Origin of the sequence: Methylobacterium trifolii (assembly GCF_022179685.1) — a bacterium.
Taxonomy (GTDB): domain Bacteria; phylum Pseudomonadota; class Alphaproteobacteria; order Rhizobiales; family Beijerinckiaceae; genus Methylobacterium; species Methylobacterium trifolii.
In genome coordinates, this window is record NZ_BPRB01000126.1 from 1 (window position 1) to 23,524 (window position 23,524).

The following is a 23,524-nucleotide window of genomic DNA, read 5'->3' on the forward strand; positions in this document are numbered from 1 at the left end:
CGGGCCTCGCGTGAGCGAGACGGGCAAAGGGGGGTGCCGTGTCCGGAAACCACGCGCCCCTCTCTCGACCTGCATCGCGGACCATCGACTCCCGCAAGGGGACGAGAGAAACCCGTTGCTAATCGGGCGCCGGTACGGGCCTGTTGCGCGCGGGGTGCGATCGCGACATCTGCCCTGGACCGTGCCGACGGCGGTCCAAGCGTCGACCGATGATCGGCGAGTCGGGCGCGGGCTGTCCGCATAGCCGTCCAGCGACCTATATCGCTTGGAGACGGACAGAGCGGACGCGCGAAAACGCCCGAAACCCCGGAGGAACGCCATGCAGCACGACATCGATGCCGGGACCGCGGGTCTCGACGGCTTGCTCAACCCGCCGCTCTCGCGCCGCGGCTTCGTGATGACGAGCCTGATGAGTGGCCTGACCCTGGCGACCACGCGGGTGGAGGCGCAGGTGATCCACACTGACGCGTCCGGCGTCACAGCGGGGGAGGTGACGATCCCGGCCGGCGACGGGCCGATGCCGGCCTACCGCGCCGTGCCGGAGGGTGCAGGCCCGTTCCCGATCGTGCTGGTGATCGAGGAGATCTTCGGGGTCCACGACTACATCAAGGACATCTGCCGCCGCTTGGCCAAGGCCGGCTACTGTGCGGTGGCCCCCGAACTCTACGCCCGTCAGGGCGACCTCTCCACGATGACGGACGTGAAGCAGATCGTCCGAGACGTGATCTCGAAGACGCCGGACACACAGTGGATCGCCGACCTCGACGCGACGGCGTCCTGGGCGGCGACCTCCGCGAAGGGCGATCCCGCGCGTCTCGGGGTGATGGGCTGGTGCCGGGGCGGCCGGGGTGCGTGGCTCTACGCGGCCCATCGTCGCGACCTGAAGGCGGCGGTCGCCTGGTACGGCCCCATCGGCGGCGAGCCCTCGGCGATCCAGCCGCGCACCGCGGGCGACGTGGCGGGCGAGATCAACGCTCCTCTGCTGGCCCTCTACGGCGGTGCCGACACCGGCATTCCGGTCGCCTCCGTGGAGGCGGCGCGCGACGCCGCGAAGGCGGCCGGTCGGAGCGTCGAACTGGTGGTGTATCCGGACGCCCCGCACGGCTTCCACGCCGATTACCGCTTGAGCTACCGCAAGGAGGCGGCCGAGGACGGCTGGCGGCGAGCGCTCGCCTTCCTCAAGGCCAACGGCCTCGGATGATGGCGCAGGGCTGTGCCCTCGCGGACACGGCCCCCGCCCGCCGAATATGCCAGGGTACGGCAGGATGGCCCGTTCAGGCGCGGGTCGGCGTCACTCGCCGGTCAGGTGCGGTGAACCTGAAGGACGGAGCAGCCGTTCATCCCCCGTAGAGTGTCCCGGCCCATGACCGACCCGAACACGCCCGGACAGAAACCCGTCATCCTCGTCGTGGAGGACGAACCCGACGAGCGCTTCCTCGCGGCCACGCTGCTGGAGGAGACCGGCTTCACGGTGATCGAGGCCGAGACCGCCGAGCGGGCGCTCGCCATCCTCAACGACCGCGGCGACGAGGTCAGTGTCGTGTTCTCGGACGTGCGGACGCCGGGACCGATCGGCGGGTTCGAACTCGCCCGGATCATCGGCGTGACCTGGCCTCGGGTGCGCGTACTCCTGACCTCGGGTGATGCGGGCGACCAGCCGAGCGACCTGCGCGTCTCGGCGACCTTCATCCCCAAGCCCTGGCGTGCGGACGACATCCTGGCCTGGGTTGAGCAGGCTGCCGGACGGCCGGCGGGTGGCACCGGACCGTCCGTGATCGGGCCGGGTGGAAAGATAATTTCGCGCAGCATGGAAACCTGAGCGGCCTCGGTCGTTGTCGCGGTTCTCCGGAACGGTTCCAGAGACATCGTGCCGCGTCGCCGTGCATCCGAGTCGTCCCATGAAGATCGTCGCCGCCAACCACGCCGAGGCAAGATTCGCAGCCGGCAGACCTATGCCCGCCTCGAACGAGGCGATGCTCCTGGCGACCATCGGGGACGACCTTCGCACGCTCTACCACGACCTTCGGTCCGAGATGCCCGACGACCTCATGGCGTTGGCAGAGCGCCTCGACCGCCGCAGCGCGCCCCTGACGCGTGCCGCCTGAGGCCGCGGCAGCGTTGCGCGCACAACCTTCGGCCGCATCGCCAGGGCGTTCAAACCTGTTATGAAGCCGTCCGGGCGCAACCGGGTGTCCGTACGATCGAGCCTGTCATGCGCCTCAAAACCCGCCTCGGTCCGTTGGCCGCCGGTCTGTTCGGCATCCTTGCCGCGACCGGGTCCTTGCGTGCCGCGAGTCCGCCCCCGCAGCCGGCGCAAGGGCCGGGGGGCGTCGGCGACCGCTCGCTCAACGTGGTCAAGCGAGCGCTGGGGCGCAGCACGGCCTCGACCTTCGCCTTCTATGCCGCAGGGGCGGCCCCGGCGACCGGGCGGCCGGTCGTGGTGTTCCTGCACGGCTGGGGGGCGGTCAATCCGCAGAGTTACGGTGCCTGGATCGATCATCTGGCGCGCCAGGGTTACCTCGTGCTGTTCCCACGATTCCAGGAGGTTAACCGGACGCGGCCGGCGGACGCCTCCGCCAACGCCGAGGCCCGGCTGACGGAGGCCCTCGGCGCGCTGGCGGCGGATGCGGACGCCAAGCCCGACCTCGCCCGGGTCGCCCTGATCGGCCACCTGGCCGGGGTGCCGCTGGCGATGAACGTCGCCGCAGACGCCAAGGCCAAGGGCCTGCCGGTGCCCAAGCTCGTCTTCGGCCTGATGCCGGGCGGCATCGCCAGCGGGCCGAAGGCGCGCGGCATCACGCTGGGCGACCTCTCCGCCATCGATCCCAAGACGCTGGTCATCACCGTGATCGGCGACAAGGACGCGCGCGCGGCCGACGCCGCCTCCCGCCGCCTGCTGCGCGAGGCGGACGCGGTGCCGCCCGAGCGCAAGCTGTTCGTGCGCGCCCTCTCGGACGATCACGGCTTCCCGGCCCTGACCGCGACGCTCGCGGCCCCGGCGGCCCTGGACTCGGCCTTCGACGGCACCGCGATCAAGCTGCCGCCCGATCCGAAGGATGCCCCGAAGCCCCCGCCCTTCAAGTGGTCGGCCGACATGGCGCTCTCGGGCGAGCAGCAGACCCTGGTCTCGCAGATCAACAACGCGCGGGCCGACAGCCTGGATTACCTCGCCTTCTGGAAGACCTTCGATCTGGCCGCCGCCGCCGCGTTCTCCGGTGCGGATGCGACGAGCCTGAAGGCCAACCCGCGCTTCAGCGACATGGAGCGCTGGAACGACGGCTGGCCGGTCAAGCGCCTCGCCGTCGAGACGCCGCGGCCGCCGGCCGCCAAGCCCGCGGCGCAGAGCGCGGCCCCGCCGCATCCGCCCGCAGGGGCGCCCATACGCAGGCGCTGAGCCTTTCGGGACACGGGCCGGCCGAATCCGCCACCGCGACCAAGATCGTACGGGGTCGCACCTTTCTCCTGGCGCACCCTTTGCTACGCTCCCCCCGTTCGATGCTGGGGTGCAAAGCCATGCCCGATTTCGTCGTCGCCCTCCTCACTGCCACCGCCTTCTGCCTCGCCGTGATCGCCCTGAACGCGCTCACCCGGCTGGCGATCCAGTGGCACCTCGCGCCCCACGATCTCGCCGAGAACGGTTTCGTGCAGTACGGCGGGGCGCTGGCACTGGCCCGCGTCGCGCAGAGCCGCATCCCGGCCCGCCGCCTGCCGCAGTGAGGCGTCGCGGTCGCGGCATGATAAAAGGCGCGCCGTCGTCGGCGCGCCTCCAGATCGATCGTGACCGAAGGTCCTAGAAGTAGGATTTCAGGGTGCCGCGGCGGCGCACGTCCAGCGTGGCGCAGTGGAACGAGCCGCCGAAGGGGCCGTAGGACAGGAACGGGGCGGGGATCGGATCGAAGCCCCAGTCCTTCAGGGCCTTGATCAGGGTCGGCTGGCTCTGGTCGACGACGATCTTCTTCTCGTCGATGGCGAGCACGTTGATCGAGGTCCAGGGCGAGCACATCGAGATCTTGCTCATGAACCCTGAGACGGGGTCGGGGCGCGGCGCGACCAGCACGTCCCACTTCTTGAGCACGGCCGGGAGGTTGTCCACGTCGACGTAGTCCGGGTTCACCAGCACCTTGCCCGGCGCCAGGGGCATGAACGACGAGTCGATGTGCATCGGCTGCGGGCAGCGGCTCTCGATCTCGTGGATGCGGAAGCCGGGGCCGAGGTGGCGGCGCAGCCACTCGATGCCCATCAGGTTGGTGACGTTGGAGCGGGTGACGAACAGGTCGCGGCCGCAGCGCACGAAGTCGGCGGCGTCGAAGACCGGCTCGAACTCGTTGACCGTGAACTGCATCGGCTCGCCGGCCTTCAGGTTCGGCACCCGGTAGTCGTAGTTGTAGAGTTCGTCGGTGAGCTGGGGCCGCGGTGCCGAGGTCCAGCGGGCGCCGGCCCGGAAATACTCCTTGAACAGCGAGCGGTAGGCGTCGCCCTCGAAGTAGCGCGAGCGCCAGCACATCGGGCTCTCGATGATCTCGTCGCCGATCACGAGGTAGGGGTCGCGCGGGCAGGCGACGCAGAAGCCGCGGGACGACCAGCGCGGCGCCTTGAACTTCTTCGAGAAGTCGATGCTGTCCGGCCGGCGGACCTTCACGCCCTCGCCGGCCAGGATGGTGATGAAGTTGTCCAGCTCCTGCTGGGCGAGCTTCTTCATGAACTTCGGATAGCGGAAGCCGGAGGCGAAGCGGTAGAACGGCTGCGCGGCGCGCGGCAGGTTGAAGATCACGGTGAGGTGGTGGGTCGGGATCGTGGCGCCGTCCAGCGAGCCGACGATCACCTCCTCCAGCGGGTCCCACTCGTTCCAGGCCATCACCGGCGAGTGCGGCGCGGGGATGCCCGGACCGGTCTCGCGGGGCCGTGCGAACCCATCCGCATGCGCGTCGTCGAGCACGGCCTCGCCGGCCGTGATGGGTGATTCGCGATCCATCGTCAGTCCCCTTGGTAGTGCGTCCGGCCGTCATTCTGCCGAGGGCTTCGGCCCGGGCGCCGCTTTGGTCCGCACTGTGTCAATCGGGTGATAGACATTGCCGACCGTTGCTGCAACTTGACCTTACTCCTTGCCCGCGACGGTGTTTTTTGGTCGGAAACGCGGCGAGATTCCAGCATCAAGCCACCCACAGAGCTTGAAAGAGGACCATGAAGCGTCTGACGACCCTGGCCTTGATCGCCGGTCTCTGCACGGTCGTGGGGCTGTTCCTGTCCTCGGGCCTCGAGGACGTGGCCGCTGCCGTGGTGAGTGCCGGCTGGGGCGCGCTGATCGTCGTGGTCGCCCGCGCCGTCGCCGTCGCCTGGGCCGGCTTAGGCTGGTACGCGATCTTCCCGTCCACGGGCCGCCCGAGCCTGCCCGCCTGCATCAACCTGCGCTTCGTGCGCGAGGGCATCAACACCCTGCTGCCCGTCGCCACGGTCGGCGGCGATTTCGTCGGCGCGCGCCTGCTGACCAAGCGCGGGGTCACCGGGGGCCTGGCCGGCGCCAGCATGTTCGTCGACCTGATGACCCAGGCGGTGACGCAGCTGCTGTTCACCGTGGCCGGTCTCGGCATCCTGATCTGGCTGGCCGGCGACGGACCCATCGTGCGCACGGTGGCCGGCGGGCTGGCCATCGCCGTACCGGCACTTGCCGCCTTCTACCTGATCCAGCGCCGCGCCGGCCATCGCATCGTCCAAGGCCTCCTGAGCCGCTTCGCCTCGGGCCGCGAGTGGCGGGCGCTGGGCGCCGTGGACGTGCTCTACGACAACCTGCGCCGCCTCTACGGCGCCCCCCTGCGGGTCGGCGCCGGCATCGCCATCCACCTCGTCGGCTGGGTCATCGGGACGCTCGAGGTCTACGTCTGCCTCCACTTCATGGGCTACCCCGTGAGCTTCGCCGAGGCTCTGGTGATCGAGAGCCTGGCCCAGGCCGTGCGCGGCGCCGCCTTCGCGGTGCCCGGAGCGCTCGGTGCCCAGGAGGGCGGCCTGATCGCGCTCTGCGCCCTGTTCGGCATCCCGGCCGAGGCGGCGCTCGCCCTCTCCCTGGTCAAGCGGCTGGCCGACCTCCTCGTCGGCGTGCCCGGCCTGTTCCTCTGGCACGTCCAGGAGGGCAAAGCCCGAGTCGTGGACGACGCGGAGGAGGCGCGCGGCGCAGACCTCGGCCGCCGGATCGGCCCGGTGCTCCAGCCCGCTACGCTGGGTCCGTTCTACAGCTACGCCCCGCCGCGGACGGGCGGTCCCCGCCTGAACGAGGCCGAGGCGGGAGAGTTCAAGAAGTGCGCCTGATCCGCGGGACCCTCCTGGCCTTCGCCCTGCTGGCCGCACCGCTGCCGGCGCTGGCCGCGGACGACCCGGCGGTCCAGGTGGTGCAGACCCTCTACGGGCGCTTCGAGGCGGCGGTGAAGGACGGGGCGGGCAGCCTCAAGGACCGCGTCGACGCCGTGGGCCCGACCGTCGAGCAGAGCTTCGACTTCCCGGCGATGGTCCGCCTCGCGGTGGGCGCTAAGTGGCAGACCTTCACGGCCGAGCAGCAGGGCGCCGTCACCGAAGCCTTCCGCCGCAACTTCGTCGTCACCTACGCCAACCGCCTGTCGCAGGCCGCCCGCGGCAAGTTCGAGGTCGTGCCCAAGAGCGAGGCCCAGGGCAAGAACCGCCGGGTGCAGACCAAGGTGACGACGGCCGACGGCGACGATTCGCAGGTCGACTTCATCGTGAACCCGGACAACCGCGTCCAGGACGTGCTCCTCAACGGCAACGTCAGCGAGGTCGCGAGCCAGCGCGCAGCCCTCGGTGAGCCGCTGAAGACCGGCGGGGCGGACGGCCTGCTGAAATTCCTGCGCCAGCGCACCGAAGGCATGCTCGCCGTCAAACCGGCGCCTTGAACCGGGCCCAGACGCACCCTTGAGCCGCGCCCCACGCGGCGCCTCACCGATTCTCGCGACCGAGCGACGCCCCCGATGGACCTCACCTGGATCTCGCCGATCTTCCTCGTCCTGGCGGTCGCCGGCTGCCTCTACGGGCTGATCGCCGCGACGCTCGCCGGACGCTTCGCGGCAAAGGCCGCACCGACGCTCGCCGCGGACGCGCCGCGGCCTTCCGTGACCATCCTCAAGCCGCTGTGCGGCCAGGAGCCGAACCTCTACGAGAACCTCGAGACCTTCTGCCGCCAGGTCTATGCCGGAAAGGTGCAGATCGTCTTCGGGGTGCAGAGCGCCGTCGATCCGGCCATCGCCGTGGTGCGGCGCCTGGAGCAGGCCTATCCGGCCCTGCGCCTCGACCTCGTGCTCGATTCCCGCCAGCACGGCTCGAACCGCAAGGTCTCGAACCTCGTCAACATGTCGGAGGCCATCGCGCACGACGTCGTGGTGCTGGCCGACAGCGACATGGTGGTGCGCCCGGACTACCTGGAGCGCGTCGTGGCCGAGCTGTCGCAGCCCGGCGTCACCGGCGTCACCTGCCTCTATCACGGCGTCCCGGCCGACCAGGGCGTCCACGCCCAGCTTTCGGCGCTCGCCATCGACGTGCAGTTCCTGCCCAACGTGGTGATGGGCACCGCCCTCGGGCTGGCCGAGCCCTGCTTCGGCTCCACCATCGCCTTCACGGCCGAATCACTCGCCCGGATCGGGGGCTTTGCCGCCTTCAAGGACGATCTGGCCGACGACTACGCCATCGGCGCGGCGCTGCGCGGCCTCGGCGGCCGGGTCGCGATCCCGAACTTCACCATCGGGCATACCTGCGTCGACACCGAGATCTCCGGCCTGTGGCGGCACGAGCTGCGCTGGAACCGCACCATCCGCAACGTCGACCCCGCGGGCTATGCGGGCTCCATCGTCACCCACGCCTTCCCCCTGGCGCTGATCGGGGCGCTGCTGCCGGGCGCCGGCACCCTGGCGCTCGCCACCGCCGCCCTGGCGCTCGCCTGCCGCATCGTCCTCTCGATGCGCCTGGAGCGGGCCTTCGGAATCGGGCCGCACCCCTACTGGCTGTTGCCGATTCGCGACATGCTGTCCTTCGCGAACTTCACATGGAGCTTCGTCTCGGGGGCGGTGACATGGAAAGGTCACGATTATCGCGTGGTTGCAGACGGTACACTGATCCCGGACGGCAACCTCAGCCAGGATGCTGAGGCGCCGACCGTCTGATCTTGCGATTGACCCCGTTCGTCTTGCTTCCATCCGTCCCGACCGCCCGGCACTGAGGCCCGACCCCATGCGCACGCTCTTCCTCCAGGCTCCCACCTTCGACGGCTTCGACGGCGGCGCGGGTTCCCGCTACCAGGCCAAGCGCGAGATCAAGTCGTTCTGGTATCCGACCTGGCTGGCCCAGCCGGCCGCCCTGGTGCCGAACTCGAAGCTGATCGACGCGCCGCCCCACAACATCAAGCTGCCCGAGATCGTGGCCCAGGCCAACGATTTCGACCTCGTGGTGCTCCACACCTCGGTGCCGTCCTTCAAGTCGGACGTGAAGACGATCGAGGCGCTCAAGGCCGCCAACCCGAAGCTCAAGGCCGGCCTGATCGGCGCCAAGGTGGCGGTGGACGCCGCCGGCGCCATGGCCCAGGCCCCGGTGGTCGACTTCTGCGCCCGCAACGAGTTCGACTTCACGGTCAAGGAAGTCGCCGACGGCACCCCCTGGTCCGAGATCAAGGGCCTGTCCTATCGCGACGAGAACGGCGTCGTGGTCCACAACGAGGACCGCGAGATCATGACCGACATGGATCAGCTTCCCTTCGTCACGAGCGTGTACAAGCGCGACCTCGAGATGGAGAAGTACTTCATCGGCTACCTGAAGCACCCCTACATCTCGTTCTATTCGGGCCGCGGCTGCAAGAGCCGCTGCACCTTCTGCCTCTGGCCCCAGACTGTCGGTGGACACACGTATCGGACTCGCTCGGTGGCGCACGTCATCGAGGAGATCAAGTACTGCCTGAAGGAGTTCCCGCAGACCAAGGAGTTCTTCTTCGACGACGACACCTTCACCGACAACCTGCCGCGTGCGGAGGAGATCGCCCGCGAACTGGGCAAGCTCGGCGTCACCTGGTCGTGCAACGCCAAGGCGAACGTGCCGCGCGAGACCCTCAAGGTCCTCAAGGACAACGGCCTGCGCCTGCTGCTGGTCGGCTACGAGTCCGGCAACCAGAAGATCCTGAACAACATCAAGAAGGGCATGCGCGTCGAGGTGGCCGAGAAGTTCACGAAGGACTGCCACGACCTCGGCATCGCCATCCACGGCACCTTCATCGTCGGCCTGCCGGGCGAGACGCGGGAAACGATCCAGGAGACGATCGCGTTTGCCAAGCGCATCAACCCGCACACCATCCAGGCGTCGCTGGCCGCGCCCTATCCCGGTACCTTCCTCTACAAGCAGGCGGTCGAGAACGGCTGGCTCGACATCGAGAACGCCGAACTCGTGGACGAGAACGGCGTGCAGATCGCGCCGCTGCACTACCCGCACCTGTCGCATGCCGAGATCTTTGCGGCGGTGGAGGAGTTCTACCGGAAGTTCTACTTCCGCGCCCCGAAGATCGCCTCGATCGTTTCCGAGATGGTGCGCTCGCCCGACATGATGAAGCGGCGTCTGCGCGAAGGCGTGGAATTCTACCGCTTCCTCAAGGAGCGCCAGGGCACCGCCAAGGCCGCCTGATTTTTTCTCATATGATGTTCGCGGCCGGGCCTGAACGCCCGGCCGTTTTCGTTCAGGGGTCCGGGGCCGAGGCTCCGGCGGGTCGAGGGCGGAGCCCCGTCTTTCTTCCCCAGGGCTCCGCCCTGGACCCGCGAGAGGGCTTGCCCTCTCGACACCCGTTCCCGGAGGCAATGTGAAGCGACTCGTCGTCACCGCCGACGATTTCGGCTTGAGCCTGGAGGTCAACCAGGCCGTCGAGCAGGCCCATCGCGACGGGATTCTCACGGCCGCGAGCCTGATGGTCTCCGCGCCGGCCGCCGCCGACGCCGTCGCCCGGGCCAAACGTCTGCCGAGCCTGCGCGTCGGCCTCCACCTCGTCCTCGTCGAGGCATGGCCGACCCTGCCGGCCGCGGCGCTGCCGGATCTCACGGACGGAAACGGCCTGATGCGCCGGGACATGGAGCGCCTCGGGCTCGACCTCGCGCTAAAGGGCACCGCCCGGCGCCAACTCGCGGCCGAGATCCGGGCGCAGTTCGAGGCGTATCACGCTACCGGCCTGCCGCTCGATCACGTCAACGCCCACAAGCACTTCCACGTCCATCCGCTGATCGCGGGCGCGGTGCTGCGCATCGGCCGCGATTACGGCATGCGGGCGATCCGCGTGCCGCGCGAGCCCCGCGACCTGCTGCGCCGGGCCGAACCCGGCACCAAGCCTAAACCGGCACTCGACATCGCCCCCTGGGCGGCCCTGCTCGCCGTGCGCGCGCGCCAAGCGGGCCTGCTGATCCCCGACCGGACGCTGGGGCTCGCCTGGTCGGGCGCGATGACGCCGAAGCGCGTGGCGGCGCTGCTGGCCCACCTGCCGAACGGCCTGACGGAACTCTACACCCACCCGGCCACCGCCGGCGGCTTCGTGGGGGAAGCGCCTGGCTACGCCTACGCGGCGGAGCGGGACGCGCTGATCGCGCCGGCGTCCATCGCGGCGGCGGCAAGCGTCGTCAGGGGCGGCTTCTCGGACTTCACCGCCTGACGGCAGAAGACCCATCGTGCGGCGCGGTCCGCGCGGCGGTCGCGTTCACGCCGCCAGGCTAGGAGCGGAGTGCGGCGGCGTGCAGCCGCGATCCGGCACGCTCATTTGGCCGCGACCGCCTCGGCCGTGCGCCCGACCAGCGGGTCTTTGGCGGCGGCGTCCCCCTCGGGCCGGTCGGCGTCGGGCTTCTCCGGCGGGGGACCGAGGAAGGCCGGGACCACGAAGAACGCGGCGACCAGGGTGAAGAACAGCGACAGTGCCAGCAGCTTGCCCATGCTGGCCGTGCCGGGATGGCTCGACAGCACCAGGGAGCCGAAGGCCGTGCCCGTGGTCAGCGCGGAGAAGAAGATCGCTCGCGTCAGGCTGGAGGCCAGCATGTCGGTGACGCCGGCCCGCCACGCGATCACGTAGTAGATGTGGAAGGCCACGCCCACGGCGAGCATCAGGGGCAGGGCGATGATGTTGGCGAAGTTGAGGGGCATGCCCACGACGTGTAGCGCCATCAGGGTCCAGAGGGTGGCGAGAACCAGGGGCCCGAGCGTCATCGCCACGTCCCAGGGTTTGCGCAAAGCCACCGAGAGGATGATGAAGATCAGCACGAAGGCCGTGATCGCCGCCTGCATGAAAGCGCCGAGAATGGTGTAGCTCGAGGCCGTCGTCGCCACCGGCGCGCCGGTGGCATGGGGGGCGACGGTGCGGATCTCGTTGGAGAAGTTGCGCAGCACCTCGTCGTCGTTCGAGTTGCCCTTCGGATGCACCTCGACGCGGGCGCGCCCGTCCGCGGCCACCCATTCCGCCTTGAGCTGCGGCGGCAGGTTGTCCAGCGTGATCCGCTCCGGGTGCAGGAGGTCGCGCAGGCGCCGCAGCAGCGGGCCGAGGTCGGTGGTGAGGGCGACGGAGGCCGCCTCGCGCTTCTCGACCGGGGCGGCGGCGAGCTTGTCCAGCGTGCCGGCCAGGCGCCCGGCGGTCTTGGCGCCGGGAGCGTCCCCCGTGGCGACGCCGTTCAGGGCGGCGGCGGCTTCCTTGAGGGCCTTGACGTTGTCGGCGTCCGTCGGCGGCGGCGGCTTGCGGCCGGGGTTCAGCACCGGGTCGAGGAGCTGGGCCGTCTCGGCGATGGTGGCGAGCTTCTTGTCCTGGTCGCGGGGGACGAAGGTGTCGATGCTCATGATGTCGGCAGACGCCGGAAGGGCCGCGAGCTTCTTGGTCACCTCCGGCACCGCGTCGACGCTCGGGGCGAGCACGTCGACCACGTTCGGGCTGGTGGCCGGGTCCTTGATCAGGTCGAGGTAGGTGGCGATCGACTCCACCTTCGGGCTGCGCAGGTGCATCGGGTTCGAATCGAAGGGCAGCTTCCACAGCAGGGGGGCGCCGGCCAGGGTGATGAGGCCGACGACGATCAGCACCGCCCTGCGGTTGCGGATGATCCAGGGGTCGACGCCCGCGAGCCACGTGGTCTCGACGGCGACCTTCTCGCCCTTCGGCTTGAACACGGCGATCAGGGCCGGCAGCAGGGTCAGGGCGAACAGGTAGGCCACCACCATGCCGACGCCGGCGATGAGGCCGAGTTCGGACACGCCGCGGAAGGCGGTGGGCAGGAAGGCGAAGAAGCCGGCGATCAGCGAGACGGCGGCCAGCGTCAGCGACCAGCCCACCCCGCGGGAGGCCGCGCGGATGGCCGCCTCCAGGGTCGGCTGCTCGTAGCGGTCGGCCCGGTAGCGCACCGCGAACTGGATGCCGAAATCGATCCCGAGGCCGACGAAGAGGGCCGCGAAGGCCACCGAGATCGGGTTCAGCTCCCCGACCATCAGCAGGCCGAGGGCCGCCGTGACGATGAGCCCGGCAAAGGTCGTGATCAGCACGGCGACCACCAGCGGCGCGGAGCGCAGCGCCAGCCACAGGAACAGCACGATGGCGCCGACGGTGACGCTGTTGTTGAGGAGGGCGTCCTCGGAGAGGGTGGCGAACTCGTCGTCGGCCACCGCCACCGGGCCGGTGAGCCGCATGGTGAGGCCATACTGGGGCTCGATCTTGAGCTCCTTGGCGACGTTCCGGATCAGCTTGGTGGCGGTGTAGCCGGGCTGGAGGGCGTTGAAGTCGAGGACCGGCTGGATCATCACGAACTTGCGCAGGTCCGTGGTCTTGCTCTCGCCGCCCGAGAGCAGGAGCTGCCAGGAGAGCCGCGCCGGCTCGCCCGCCAGCACTTTCTGCAGGGTGGCGTCGATCTGCCCCATCGGCTTGTCGAGGTCCTCGAGCTTGGCGTCGCCGCTCTTCACCCCGCGGGCGCCGAGCGACAGCACCCGCATCACCCCGCGCAGGGACGGGTCGGAGGCCAGCGGCCCGAGCAGTCCCTGCTGCTCGACGAGCTGCTCGGTGGTCTTCTCCAGCTCGGCCTGGGACATCAGCAGGAGGCCGTTCTTGTCGAAGAACGGGCCGCCGTCGGGCCGGTAGACGGTCTCGATCAGGTTCTTGTGGACGGAGAGCGCCTTGGCGAATTCGGTGGCGGCTTCCTCGGCCTGTTCGGGCGACTGGCCGTCGATCACCGCGACGACCGTGTTCGTCCGCTGCGGGAAGGCCTTCTCGTAGTTGATCTCGTCCTGGCGCCAGGACTCACTCGGCTCGATCAGGCGCTCGACGTCGGTGTTGATGCGGAACAGGTGCGCGGCGATACCGCAACTCGCGGCCGTGATCAGGGCGACGAGGGCGATGACGACCCAGCGATGGCGGACTGAAGACGCGACGAGACGTTCGATCACGGGTACCCTGCCTGCCTGGAGCCGCGCGCCGGAGACGGCGGACGACTCTCCCTCTCTCGGCCTCACGCCCGGCCCGTCATCGGGACCGGCCAGAGCGTACGGACGTTCGACCGGCCTCGTGCCGGGCGGCGCCGGAATCGCGCGTCCGGGGCATCGGTGCCGGAGACGGCCGTCTGGGCGCGCTGACGCCGATGGTGCGCCACGGTCGCAGCGCTCAGTAAAGGCGTGGCGCCCGGATTGCAACGCGGAGCACCACCGGCACGCCGCAGGCCCGAGCCATGTGCGATACCGCACCGCAATATCGATCACGCCCTCGCGATCCGGGAATCCGGTCGTATTGCCGACGCAAATGGCGGCATGGGTCGGTGTGGGCGCGACCGGTGCGCGGCCCGCGATTCTGTGACCTCGTTGCGTCAACCGCCGAAACACTGGCGTGACGGGGGCCGGAAAGCCCTCTTTGAGATTCGTTCCAAGCTAGATCGCTGGAATTCGTATTTTTTTCGCGTTAAGCAGCCCCTCAACTGAGAGGCCAACAGAGCAGGAGCCGTATCTTGGGAATCCCCATCCGGTACGTCGCGAAGATCGGCGGCTACATCCTGAAGCAGCACCTCACGGGCCGCAAACGCTATCCGCTCGTGATGATGATGGAGCCTCTGTTCCGCTGCAATCTCGCATGCGCGGGCTGCGGCAAGATCGATTACCCGGACGAGATCCTCAACAAGCGCCTGCCGGTGGCCGACGCCCTCGAGTCCGTGCGCGAGTGCGGTGCACCCGTGGTCGTGATCGCCGGCGGCGAGCCGCTTCTCCACAAGGATCTGCCGCAGATCGTGGAAGGCATCATCGCGCAGAAGAAGTTCGCGATCGTGTGCACGAACGCGCTGCTCCTCGAGAAGAAGATCAAGGAGTACAAGCCGTCGCCCTACTTCACCTGGTCGATCCACCTCGACGGTGACGAGGCGATGCACGACAAGTCGGTGTGCCAGCGCGGCGTCTACGACAAGGCCGTGGCGGCCATCGCCAAGGCCAAGGAGATGGGCTTCCGCGTCACCATCAACTGCACCTTCTTCAACGGCTCCGAGCCGGAGAAGATCGCGAACTTCTTCGACAGCGTGACCCGCATGGGCATCGACGGCATCACCGTCTCCCCCGGCTACGCCTACGAGCGCGCCCCCGACCAGCAGCACTTCCTCAACCGCAAGGCCACCAAGGACCTGTTCCGCGGCGTCTTCCGCCACGGGAAGGAGAAGGGCCGCGAGAAGTGGACCTTCCAGCAGTCGGGCCTGTTCCTCGACTTCCTGGCCGGCAACCAGACCTACCACTGCACACCCTGGGGCAACCCGACCCGCACCGTGTTCGGCTGGCAGAAGCCCTGCTACCTGCTGGGCGAGGGCTACGCCGCCACCTTCAAGGAGCTGATGGAGGAGACGGACTGGGATTCCTACGGCACCGGCAACTACGAGAAGTGCGCCGACTGCATGGTGCATTCCGGCTACGAGGCCTCCTCCGTGGTCGATTCGGTGAAGAAGCCGTGGAAGCCGATCGTGCAGATGCTGCGCGGCATCAAGACCGAGGGCGACATGGCCCCCGAGGTCAGTCTGGAGAACCAGCGCCCGGCCGAGTTCGTGTTCTCGCGCAACGTCGCCCAGAAGCTGTCCGAGATCAAAGCCTCGGGCGTGGACACCAAGCGCGAGGCCCGCAACCGCACCGCGGCCTGACACGTCCAGCGCGGGACACCGCGCCTCGATGATCGAAGGGGCCTGCCGCAGGGATGCGGCGGGCCCTTTTCGCGTTCACGGCCGGGGTCACGTTGACGTGTATGACGAAGTCATATGCGATGGTGGGCAACGAGCCTTGGAATATCGAACCATGAGAACGAGCAAACCCGTCACCGTTACCCTCGGTGAGATGCAGGAGCGCGTGGAGGCACGCCTGCAATCTGGAGCCTATGCCAGCGTCAGCGAGGTCGTTCGCGCGGGTCTGCGAGCGCTCGATCGCGAGGAGGCGGCCATCGACGCCGTGCTGCGCGAGAAGGTCCGGGACGCCCTCGACGATCCACGGCCGAGCCTTCCGGCGGATCAGGTGTTCGACGAACTGCGCGCGCATCACGCGGCGCGGATGAAGGCCGCCGGACGTGACGCATGAGGTCCGCATCCATCCGGCGGCGCGAACGGACCTCTTCGACCTCTACCGCTACATCGAGGAACGATCCGGTCTGGAGCGGGCGGGCGGCTACGTCGCGCGCATCGAACGGACATGTCGGGGATTGGCTGATTTTCCCGAACGCGGTGTCCCGCGCGGGGACTTGGCGCCCGGTATCCGGACGCTCTCCATGGAGCGTCGCATCGTCCTCGTGTTTCGGATCGCGCCCGCCGTCGTGACCAGCCTGCGTGTGCTCTACGCGGGCCGCGACTTCGGAGTGGACGACGTGCCGCGCTGACGGCATCCGTCCGGCGCGACGATCACGCCACCTCCATCGCTCCGTCGCGCAGTCAGGCACGCGATCCCGACGGCAGCGATCACGTTCCGGCACCTACGCCGGCGGCACGCCCAGACCCTCGCCGAGTGCTTGGCGGCAGGCGGACAGGGCCTTGAAGGCCGCAGCCGAATCGCGGGCGAGGCGGAACAGCTCGCCGGGCCGGGCCTTGCCCCGCAGCAGGGCCGACAGGACGGCCAGGATGTCGGGCTCGCCGTCGGGCTTCAGGGCGTGGGCGACGAAGGCCGGCAGCGCCCGGCCGGCCGGGTCGCAGACGACGCGCAGGGCGGCGAAGGGCAGGCCGTGCCGGGCGGCGTAGGCCGCGGCGACGTGGCTCTCCATGTCGACGGCCGCCGCCCCCGTCGCGGCCCGGAGCGACGCCTTGCCTGCAAGCGTCAGGACGGCTGCGTCGACGCCCGCGAGGTCGGCCTGCACGACGCGCGCATCGAGGCGCCGAAGCCGCTCCGCCAGGGCGCCCGTGACGGCAGCGTCGGTGGGAAAACGCCGGTCGCCGGCGCGGATTCCGGTCCCGAGCACCACGTCGCCGGGCACCAGGGCCGGGTCGAGGCCGCCGGCGATGCCGAAGCTGACCACGGCCCGGCAGCTGGGCTCGGGCCGCGCGTCGAGGAGCAGCCGCAACCGCTGCGGGCTGCCGCCGGCGCCGACCGCCTCCACACCGGGCCCGGCGGCGAGGCGGGCCTCCTTGGCGAGTCCAGTGACGGCGAGGATCGGGAGCATGCGAGATCCTGACGGACGATCTCCCCATTCTGGTGGGGGATGAGTCTACGGAGCGCAGGGAACTACGGCCGGCACAGCCACGGATCGAGTGCGATCCCGCAGCAAATCCCGGCTCATGCGGCTCCCCCCTCCCGCTGCGGGCTACCGGGTTCACCCATCCGCGCAAGGGAGTCGGAGAGGTCGGTCGAAGCGCTGGGCTGCTCCCTCTCCCGTGCGGGAGAGGGTTGGGCTGAGGGACCCAGGTCTCTCCGGAAAGGTCGCATCCCTCACCCTGTCCCTCTCCCGCACGGGAGAGGGGACCCGCGCCTCCTCCGCCAGCCTCGCCAGATATGCGAGTGCGGTAGCTCTGCGGAGAGGGTCGGGGCCGCCGGATCACATCCCGAAGGCCACCTGCCGGCTGTTGCCGCGCTTGAGGTTGCGGTAGCGGGCCATGGCCCAGAGGGGGAAGAACTTCGGGTAGCCGTGGTAGCGCAGGTAGAACACCCGCGGGAAGCCGGTGGCGGTGTAGCGCTCCTCGTTCCAGAAGCCGTCCGCCCCTTGCGTCCGGGTCAGGAAGTTGATGCCCCGCGTCACCGCCGGGTCGTCGGCCTCGCCCGCCGCCATCAGGGCGAGCAGCGCCCAGGCGGTCTGCGAGGCGGTGGAGGAGCCGGCCTCGAAGGCCGGGTCGATCTTGTAGCTCGACGCGTCCTCGCCCCAGCCGCCGTCCGGGTTCTGGATGCGGATGAGCCAGGTCACCGCGCGGCGGATCTCCGGGGAGGCCGGGTCGACGCCGGCCGCGTTCAGGGCGCAGAGCACCGACCAGGTGCCGTAGATGAAGTTCATGCCCCAGCGGCCGTACCAGCTCCCGTCCTCCTCCTGGTCGTTCAGGAGGTAGGTCACGCCCCGATCGAGCGCCGTCGACGTGGCGCGGGTCTCGCCGAGCTGGGCCAGCATCGAGACCACGCGGGCGGTCACGTCTGCGGTCGGCGGATCGAGCAGGGCGCCGTGGTCCGAGAACGGGATGTGGTTGAGGTACATGTGGTTGTTGTCGGCATCGAACGCCGCCCAGCCCCCGTCCTTCGACTGGAGGCCCTCGACCCATTCCCGCGCGCGGGCGATGGCCGTGGTGTAGTCCGGCATGTCGGCCACCAGCCCGTGCTGGCGCATGGCCCGGTCCATCGCCATCACCACCACGGCGGTGTCGTCGAGGTCGGGGTAGTGGGCGTTGGCGTACTGGAAGGCCCAGCCGCCGGGGCGCACGTTCGGCTTGGTCGCCGCCCAGTCGCCGGCGATGTCGAGCACCTGGCGGGGCACGAGCCAGTCCAGGCCGCCGCGGGCGTAGCCCTCGGCCTCGCCGCCGCCGGCCTCCAGCAGGGCGTGGCTCGCCAGCGCCGTATCCCAGACCGGGGAGACGCAGGGCTGCACGTAGGCCTCGTTCGCCTTGACGACGACGAGCTTCTCGATGGCGTCGCACGCCACCCGCACCTGCGGATGGTCGGAGGCGTAGCCCATCACCTCGTACATCAGCACGGTGTTGACCATGGCCGGGAAGATCGCGCCGAGCCCGTCCTCGCCGTTCAGGCGCTCGCTGACCCAGGCGCGGGCCTTCTCCATGGCGCGCCGGCGCAGGCCCTTGTGGAAGTGGTTCTCGGTCTTCTGCAGCACCCGGTCGATGAAGCCGAAGATCGGCGTCCAGGGCCAGGTGGCGTGCGGGCTGCCCGGCCAGCGGCGCACGCTCTCGGGAGGCGTGAGGAACAGCTCCCCGATATGGATGCCGCGCAGGTTCTTCGCCCGCGGCTTGGTGGCCTGCAATACGAAGAGCGGCACCATGGTGCAGCGGGCCCAGTAGCTCACCTTGTCGAGGTGGAACGGGAACCACTTCGGCAGGAACATCACCTCGACGGGCATCGCCGGCACCGCCGTCCACGGCACCTCGCCGTAGAGGGCCAGCAGGAAGCGGGTGAAGACGTTGGCGTTGGCGGCCCCCCCGCGGGCGAGGATGCCCTCGCGGGCCCGGCGCATGTGCGGCGCCTCGATGTCGTCGCCGATCATCTTGAGGGCGAAGTAGGCCTTCACGGTGCAGCTCATGTCGAACGGCCCCTCGTGGACGAGGGCCCAGCCGCCGTGCTTCTCCTGCGTGCGGCGCAGGTAGTTGCCGATCTTCTGCTCCAGGCCCGCGGGGGGCTTGCTGTCGCGGAACTGGTGGAACAGGATGTACTCGGAAGGGATGGTCGCATCCGCCTCCAGCTCGAAGCAGATGTGCCCGTCCCCGTGCGCCAGCGCCGTCAACGCCCGCGTGGCCTGGGCCACGCCGCGGTCGACCGCGTCCAGGGTGATTCCCTGCGTCTTCGGGCGCTGCAGCGCCTCGACCTTGTTCAGAGCCTCTCGCATCGTCCTCGCCTCAAGCGGCCGCGTCGTTGCGGCCGTCTGCGTGTCTCGCCGACCGTCCGCCTGGACGGCCGTATGCATCAAGCGGCACCGCGCTCGCGTGCCGGCCCGCACGCGAGAACGCGCGCGGCGGTTTTTCCTGAACGGATCGCTCCCTCGATCGTCGATGGCAGACCGGTCGCGGTCCAGTCTCCTGCCAGGACGAGATTCTCGTAGGCGGTCGTGGCTCCGGAGCGGCGCGCGGCCTCGGCCGGCGTCGCGGCGAAGGTCGCCCGCTTCTCCTTGACGATCTGCCAGCTTGGCAGTTCCGGCGCAAGATTGCCGAGCCGCGCGATCTCGGCCCAGATCTGCTTGGCCAGGTCCTCGCGGGGCACGTCGAGCAGCCTGTCGGCCCCGCTGATCGTCACCGAATACCGGTCGGGATAGGCGAAAAGCCACTCCGTCAGCCCGTTCACCACGCCGAGAACCAATGGGCTGCCGGGCTTCGGCACCTGTGCGAAATGCGCGTTGACGATGGAGCGGAACGCCTTCGGCGCGGCGAGATCCGGCAGCAGGTCGGCCGCCACCCACGGGGGCAGGGCCAGCACCACCGAATCACCGGGGCCGATCGCCTCCGGCCCGTCCGCGAAGTCCAGGCGCTCGATCCGGCCAACCCCGAGGCCGAGGCCGCGCAAGCGCCGCCCGAACCGGACCGTGCCGCCGCGCGACGCGAGGTGGCGCAGGGCCGGGTCGACGAAGGCGTAGGAGAGGCCCTTGACCGCCACCAGCGGGCGGCAGGCCCGGCCCCCGGCGCCCAGGGTCTCGCGCAGGATCGTGGCGGCGAGCCCCACGTCGCTCTCTGCCGGATCGGTGTTGAGGGCGGCCAGCAGCACCGGGTGCCAGAGGCGGCGGTAGAGGTCGCCCTCGCAGGCCATGCTGGCGCCGATGGTGCCGCCCAGGCCCGCCCCCTTGCCGGCGGCGGCGCGCAGGATGGAGCGCGGGGCGAGATAATCGGCCGCGCGGCTGCCGGGGACGCGCCGGGCCTTGCTCAGCACCCACCACGGCACCCGGCCGGCATTGGGGCGCAGCGTCCAGCGCTCGCCCGATTCGAGGTCGGCGAAGTCGAAGGCGGCCTCGGCCGGGCCGGTCAGGGCGTCGTCCGGCGCGTTCACGCTGCGCAGAAACCCGAGGGCGTCGGCATTGCCCGAGAGCAGCAGGTGGTTGCCGTTGTCGATCTCCAGCCCGAGGCTGGGGTCGTAGTAGGAGCGGCAGCGGCCGCCGGCCTGCTTGGCCGCCTCGTGCAGGACGACGCGCGCGCCGCCCTCAACGAGCGAGACGGCCGCGGAGAGCCCGGCGAGCCCGGCACCGACGACGTGGACCGTTCCCATCAGACGATCCCGTGCCGTAATGCGACCGCGACGAGCCTGAGCTTGCTCGGCTTGACCCTGGCCCGCGGCGGCGCCCAGCCGCGGGCGAGGAGCGCGTCGAGGTAGAGGCGGTAGGCCGCCGCCATCAGGCGGGGCGCCTTGGTGGCCCGGCGGGCATTGCGGCGGATGATGGCCCAGGTGGCGTGGTAATGCGCCTGCGCCTCCTCGGCCAAGGCGGCGCAGACCTCGCCGATGCGGGGATGGGCGATGGCCTCCCCCGGCGTCGGGTCGGTGAGCCCGATGGCCTCCAGCTTCTCGCGGGGAAGGTAGAGGCGGCCGCGGTCGGCGTCCTCGTCGATGTCGCGCAGGATGTTCGTGAGCTGGAGAGCGCGGCCCTCGTGCCAAGCCAGGCGGATGCCGTCCTCCTCGGGCAGGCCGAAGATGCGCACCGAGAGCCGCCCGACCGCGCTGGCGACCCGGTCGCAATAGAGGTCCAGGGTCGCCTCGTCGGGGGCGACGATGTCCTCGAAGGCGTCCATCGCCATGCCGTCGATCACGGCGTGGAAATCGGCGCGCTTGAGGTCGAACCGCTGCACCGGCACCACGAGGTCGCGCACCCGCGCCACCGGCCGTCCGGCATAGAGCCCGTCGATGTCGGCGCGCCAGCGGTCGAGTTCGGCCGCGCGCGTCTCCGCCGGGCCGCCGTCGTCGGCCACGTCGTCCACCGCGCGGCAGAAGGCGTAGACGGCGTACATCGCCTCGCGCCGCTCCTTCGGCAGCAGCCGCATGGCGGTGTAGAACGAGGAGCCGGCCGCCGGCAGGGCAGGGGCCTCCTCGGCAGCCTCATGAACAGGGCTGGCGCCTGCGCTCATGGCCGGGCTCCGGCGCGTTGTGCCCGCACGGTGCGCCCACGGAAGGGACGCCGGGCGAGGGTCGAGGTGATGCCGCCGAGCGCCGTCAGGGCGAAGGCGGCCTTGCCGTGGTGGACCTTCTCGGAGAGCGGGTCGCGCTCCAGCAGGCCGCGACAGAGGACGACGGCCAGCCGGTGGATGGCGGCGATCTCCAGGGACAGGCGCAGGTCGTCGATCAGGTCGGGCAGCACGGCGCCCGCATCGAGCAGCGTGAGCGTGCGCTCGGCCAGCTCGCGGATCACGGCGCGCAGCTGCGGCGTGGCCTTGGCCTCGCCCAGCATCGCGACGCTGGCCCCGTGCCGCTCGAGGGCGTCCTGGGGGACGTAGACCCGGTCGAGGTCGCGAAAATCCTTGCCGCAATCCTGGAGGTGGTTGACGATCTGGAGGGCGGCGCAGATCGCGTCCGAGGCCGCCCAGACGCGGGCCGGGTCCTCCCCGTGCACGTCGAGCACGTAGCGCCCCACCGGCATCGCAGAGTAGCGGCAATAGTGGATCAGCTCGTCCCAGTCGGCGTAGCGGGTCTTGCGCGCGTCCATGCGGAAGGCGTCGAGGAGTTCGAGAGCATGCAGCGGGGGCAGGCCGCGCGCGGCCAGTTCCGCCTTCAGCGGCGCGGCCTCCGGGTCGGCGGGGCCGGCGCCGGTCAGCGCGTCGGCCAGGCCGTCGAGGAGTTCGAGCTTGCGCTCGGGCGAGAGGCCGGTGTGGTCGGCCACGTCGTCGCCCGCGCGCACGAAGTCGTAGAACGACAGGATCGCGCCCCGGTGGCGGGGATGGATCAGGTGCGAGGCGACGGGGAAGTTCTCGTCGCGGGCGCCCTTGCCGGAGCGGGCGGCGGTGGCGGTCTCGAGGGTCGTGCTCACCGCAGATATCCCGCGCCGCGGAACCACGTGATCGCGTCGGACAGGCCTTCGCGATAGGGCCGCGCGGTGTAGCCGAGTTCGGCGCGCGCCTTGGCGTCGGAGAAGAACATCCGGTAGCGGGACATGCGGATGCCGTCGATGGTGGCGAAGGGCTGCCGGCCGGTAAAGCGCGCGGCGAGTTCCGAGAAGAAGGCTATCGGATAGACCACGCCGCGGGGCAGGTTCACGGTCGGGGCCTTCCGGCCGACGAGGGCGGCGATGTCGGCCAGCATCTGCGACAGCAGGACGTTCTCGCCGCCCAGGATGTAGCGCTCGCCGATCCGGCCCTTGCGCAGGGCCAGCAGGTGCCCGGCGGCCACGTCGTCCACGTGGGCGAGGTTGAGGCCGGTGTCGACGAAGGCCGGCATCTTGCCGCGCGCCGCCTCCTGGATGATGCGGCCCGTGGGCGTGGGCTTCACGTCGCGGGGGCCGATCGGCGTCGACGGGTTGACGATCACCGCGGGCAGGCGGTCGCGGGCGACCATCTCCTCGACCACGCGCTCGGCCACGACCTTGCTGCGCTTGTAGGCGCCGATGGCGGTCTCGGGCGTCAGCGGGCGGGTCTCGTCGGAGGGCGTCACCCCGTCGTCCGGCGGCTTGATGGTGGCCACGCTCGACGTATAGACCACCCGCTCAACGCCCGCGTCGAGGGCCGCGCGCATCAGGGTGCGGGTGCCGTCGCGGTTGGTGCGGACGATCTCTTCCATGTCCGGCGCCCAGAGCCGGTAATCGGCCGCGGCGTGGATCAGGTAGCGCTGGCCGCGCATCGCCGCAGTGACGGCGGCCGGATCGCGCATGTCGCCTTCCGCGATCTCGACGTCGGTCCAGGTCAGGTTGGTGCGCGGGCTCGTGGCGCGCACGAGGATGCGCACCGGGAAGCCCGCGTTGCGGAACACGTCGACCAGGGCCGGTCCCAAAAACCCGCTCGCGCCGGTGATCAGCACGGGTCCAGGCTCGGAGGGGCCGGTAGGGGTCGCCTCTTCCATCTCGCTCGGGATCGTCACGGGGAATCGAGAACGGCCGGGAACCGACCGCTGCATTGCAACATGCGGGCTTGTGTCACCGAAACGCCCGTCCGGCAAGGTTGGGGAGAGCCTCAGCCCCTCAGGCGAGGCGCAGGCGTGAGCGGCTCTCCTTGCGATCGGGCAGGGTCTCCTCGACCTTCCGGACGATGCTGTCGGCGTCGAGGCCGGCTGCGGCGTACATCTTGTCCGGGCTGTCGTGGTCCTGGTACAGGTCGGGCAGCGTCAGGGTCCGCACCCGCACCCGCATCGCGTCGAGCACGCCCCGCTCCGACAGGAGATGCAGCACCATCGCCCCGAAGCCGCCGCGCGAGCCCTCCTCCAGGGTGATCAGAACCTCGTGGCTGGCCGC

The 23,524-nt window shown here is 70.1% G+C and carries 22 protein-coding genes; 13 read left to right on the forward strand and 9 right to left on the reverse strand.

Annotated elements, in window-relative coordinates; genetic code table 11:
• Nucleotides 1–319: 319 nt before the first annotated feature.
• The 5 genes from COGEMETH_RS12405 to COGEMETH_RS12425 all read left to right on the forward strand — a co-directional run bounded on the left by COGEMETH_RS12405 (nucleotide 320) and on the right by COGEMETH_RS12425 (nucleotide 3,717).
• Complete coding sequence (locus COGEMETH_RS12405) at nucleotides 320–1,201, forward strand: dienelactone hydrolase family protein (RefSeq protein WP_238182893.1); 882 nt, start codon at nucleotides 320–322, stop codon at nucleotides 1,199–1,201.
• A 162-nt stretch (nucleotides 1,202–1,363) separates the two neighbouring features.
• A complete protein-coding gene (locus COGEMETH_RS12410; RefSeq protein WP_238182894.1) occupies nucleotides 1,364–1,819 on the forward strand; it encodes a response regulator in 456 nt (151 codons plus the stop codon).
• Between the two features lie 79 nt (nucleotides 1,820–1,898).
• Nucleotides 1,899–2,105, forward strand: a complete 207-nt coding sequence (locus COGEMETH_RS12415) for a hypothetical protein (RefSeq protein WP_238182895.1) — start codon at nucleotides 1,899–1,901, stop codon at nucleotides 2,103–2,105.
• Nucleotides 2,106–2,212: 107 nt separating this feature from the next.
• Entirely contained in the window at nucleotides 2,213–3,394 is a 1,182-nt protein-coding gene (locus COGEMETH_RS12420) for a dienelactone hydrolase family protein (RefSeq protein ID WP_238182896.1), read from the forward strand.
• 119 nt (nucleotides 3,395–3,513) lie between these two features.
• Nucleotides 3,514–3,717, forward strand: coding sequence for a hypothetical protein (locus COGEMETH_RS12425; protein WP_238182898.1), 204 nt, complete (start codon nucleotides 3,514–3,516; stop codon nucleotides 3,715–3,717).
• 73 nt (nucleotides 3,718–3,790) lie between these two features.
• On the opposite strand, the gene COGEMETH_RS12430 is transcribed toward COGEMETH_RS12425, so the two are convergent.
• Nucleotides 3,791–4,972 (reverse strand): amidinotransferase, encoded by a 1,182-nt coding sequence (locus COGEMETH_RS12430; RefSeq protein ID WP_238182900.1) that lies wholly within the window; start codon nucleotides 4,970–4,972, stop codon nucleotides 3,791–3,793.
• 209 nt (nucleotides 4,973–5,181) lie between these two features.
• On the opposite strand from COGEMETH_RS12430, the gene COGEMETH_RS12435 reads away from it, so the two are divergent.
• The 5 genes from COGEMETH_RS12435 (at nucleotide 5,182) to hpnK (ending at nucleotide 10,666) form a co-directional block, all read left to right on the forward strand.
• Nucleotides 5,182–6,300, forward strand: a complete 1,119-nt coding sequence (locus COGEMETH_RS12435) for a flippase-like domain-containing protein (protein WP_238182901.1) — start codon at nucleotides 5,182–5,184, stop codon at nucleotides 6,298–6,300.
• On the forward strand, nucleotides 6,291–6,896 hold the full coding sequence (locus COGEMETH_RS12440; RefSeq protein ID WP_238182902.1) for an MlaC/ttg2D family ABC transporter substrate-binding protein: 606 nt from the start codon (nucleotides 6,291–6,293) through the stop codon (nucleotides 6,894–6,896). Before COGEMETH_RS12435 ends, COGEMETH_RS12440 begins: the two co-directional genes overlap by 10 nt.
• Before the next feature lie 75 nt (nucleotides 6,897–6,971).
• Complete coding sequence (gene hpnI / locus COGEMETH_RS12445) at nucleotides 6,972–8,156, forward strand: bacteriohopanetetrol glucosamine biosynthesis glycosyltransferase HpnI (RefSeq protein ID WP_238182904.1); 1,185 nt, start codon at nucleotides 6,972–6,974, stop codon at nucleotides 8,154–8,156.
• Between the two features lie 67 nt (nucleotides 8,157–8,223).
• On the forward strand, nucleotides 8,224–9,657 hold the full coding sequence (gene hpnJ, locus COGEMETH_RS12450; protein WP_238182905.1) for a hopanoid biosynthesis associated radical SAM protein HpnJ: 1,434 nt from the start codon (nucleotides 8,224–8,226) through the stop codon (nucleotides 9,655–9,657).
• 172 nt (nucleotides 9,658–9,829) lie between these two features.
• The gene (hpnK, locus tag COGEMETH_RS12455; protein WP_238182907.1) at nucleotides 9,830–10,666 is read left to right on the forward strand and encodes a hopanoid biosynthesis-associated protein HpnK; all 837 of its coding nucleotides are present in this window, start codon (nucleotides 9,830–9,832) and stop codon (nucleotides 10,664–10,666) included.
• 101 nt (nucleotides 10,667–10,767) lie between these two features.
• Here the strand turns inward: hpnK and COGEMETH_RS12460 are convergent, their stop codons facing one another.
• Entirely contained in the window at nucleotides 10,768–13,419 is a 2,652-nt protein-coding gene (locus COGEMETH_RS12460; RefSeq protein ID WP_238182909.1) for an MMPL family transporter, read from the reverse strand.
• Nucleotides 13,420–13,970: 551 nt separating this feature from the next.
• Here COGEMETH_RS12460 and hpnH point away from each other — a divergent pair.
• The 3 genes from hpnH to COGEMETH_RS12475 are packed head-to-tail and all read left to right on the forward strand — an operon-like array spanning nucleotide 13,971 to nucleotide 15,856.
• On the forward strand, nucleotides 13,971–15,134 hold the full coding sequence (gene hpnH, locus COGEMETH_RS12465; protein WP_238182913.1) for an adenosyl-hopene transferase HpnH: 1,164 nt from the start codon (nucleotides 13,971–13,973) through the stop codon (nucleotides 15,132–15,134).
• A 28-nt stretch (nucleotides 15,135–15,162) separates the two neighbouring features.
• Nucleotides 15,163–15,561, forward strand: a complete 399-nt coding sequence (locus tag COGEMETH_RS12470; protein WP_306421743.1) for a type II toxin-antitoxin system ParD family antitoxin — start codon at nucleotides 15,163–15,165, stop codon at nucleotides 15,559–15,561.
• The gene (locus COGEMETH_RS12475; protein WP_238182914.1) at nucleotides 15,551–15,856 is read left to right on the forward strand and encodes a type II toxin-antitoxin system RelE/ParE family toxin; all 306 of its coding nucleotides are present in this window, start codon (nucleotides 15,551–15,553) and stop codon (nucleotides 15,854–15,856) included. Before COGEMETH_RS12470 ends, COGEMETH_RS12475 begins: the two co-directional genes overlap by 11 nt.
• Nucleotides 15,857–15,949: 93 nt before the next feature.
• On the opposite strand, the gene COGEMETH_RS12480 is transcribed toward COGEMETH_RS12475, so the two are convergent.
• From COGEMETH_RS12480 to COGEMETH_RS12510, 7 genes are all read right to left on the reverse strand, one after another.
• The gene (locus tag COGEMETH_RS12480; protein WP_238182915.1) at nucleotides 15,950–16,630 is read right to left on the reverse strand and encodes a phosphorylase; all 681 of its coding nucleotides are present in this window, start codon (nucleotides 16,628–16,630) and stop codon (nucleotides 15,950–15,952) included.
• A 372-nt stretch (nucleotides 16,631–17,002) separates the two neighbouring features.
• On the reverse strand, nucleotides 17,003–19,000 hold the full coding sequence (gene shc, locus COGEMETH_RS12485) for a squalene--hopene cyclase (RefSeq protein WP_238182916.1): 1,998 nt from the start codon (nucleotides 18,998–19,000) through the stop codon (nucleotides 17,003–17,005).
• Between the two features lie 77 nt (nucleotides 19,001–19,077).
• Nucleotides 19,078–20,367 carry a hydroxysqualene dehydroxylase HpnE gene (hpnE, locus tag COGEMETH_RS12490; protein WP_238182920.1) on the reverse strand — a complete coding sequence of 430 codons (1,290 nt, stop codon included), beginning with the start codon at nucleotides 20,365–20,367 and terminating at the stop codon, nucleotides 19,078–19,080.
• Nucleotides 20,364–21,215: a presqualene diphosphate synthase HpnD gene (gene hpnD, locus COGEMETH_RS12495; protein WP_238182917.1), complete on the reverse strand. Its 852-nt coding sequence runs from the start codon at nucleotides 21,213–21,215 to the stop codon at nucleotides 20,364–20,366. The genes hpnE and hpnD overlap by 4 nt, the downstream gene beginning before the upstream one ends.
• Nucleotides 21,212–22,111: a squalene synthase HpnC gene (hpnC, locus tag COGEMETH_RS12500; protein ID WP_238182918.1), complete on the reverse strand. Its 900-nt coding sequence runs from the start codon at nucleotides 22,109–22,111 to the stop codon at nucleotides 21,212–21,214. Before hpnC ends, hpnD begins: the two co-directional genes overlap by 4 nt.
• Complete coding sequence (gene hpnA / locus COGEMETH_RS12505) at nucleotides 22,108–23,136, reverse strand: hopanoid-associated sugar epimerase (RefSeq protein ID WP_238182921.1); 1,029 nt, start codon at nucleotides 23,134–23,136, stop codon at nucleotides 22,108–22,110. The genes hpnC and hpnA overlap by 4 nt, the downstream gene beginning before the upstream one ends.
• A 118-nt stretch (nucleotides 23,137–23,254) precedes the next feature.
• Nucleotides 23,255–23,524: transketolase C-terminal domain-containing protein (locus COGEMETH_RS12510; protein WP_283214985.1), on the reverse strand; the 270-nt coding region annotated here is incomplete at its 5' end.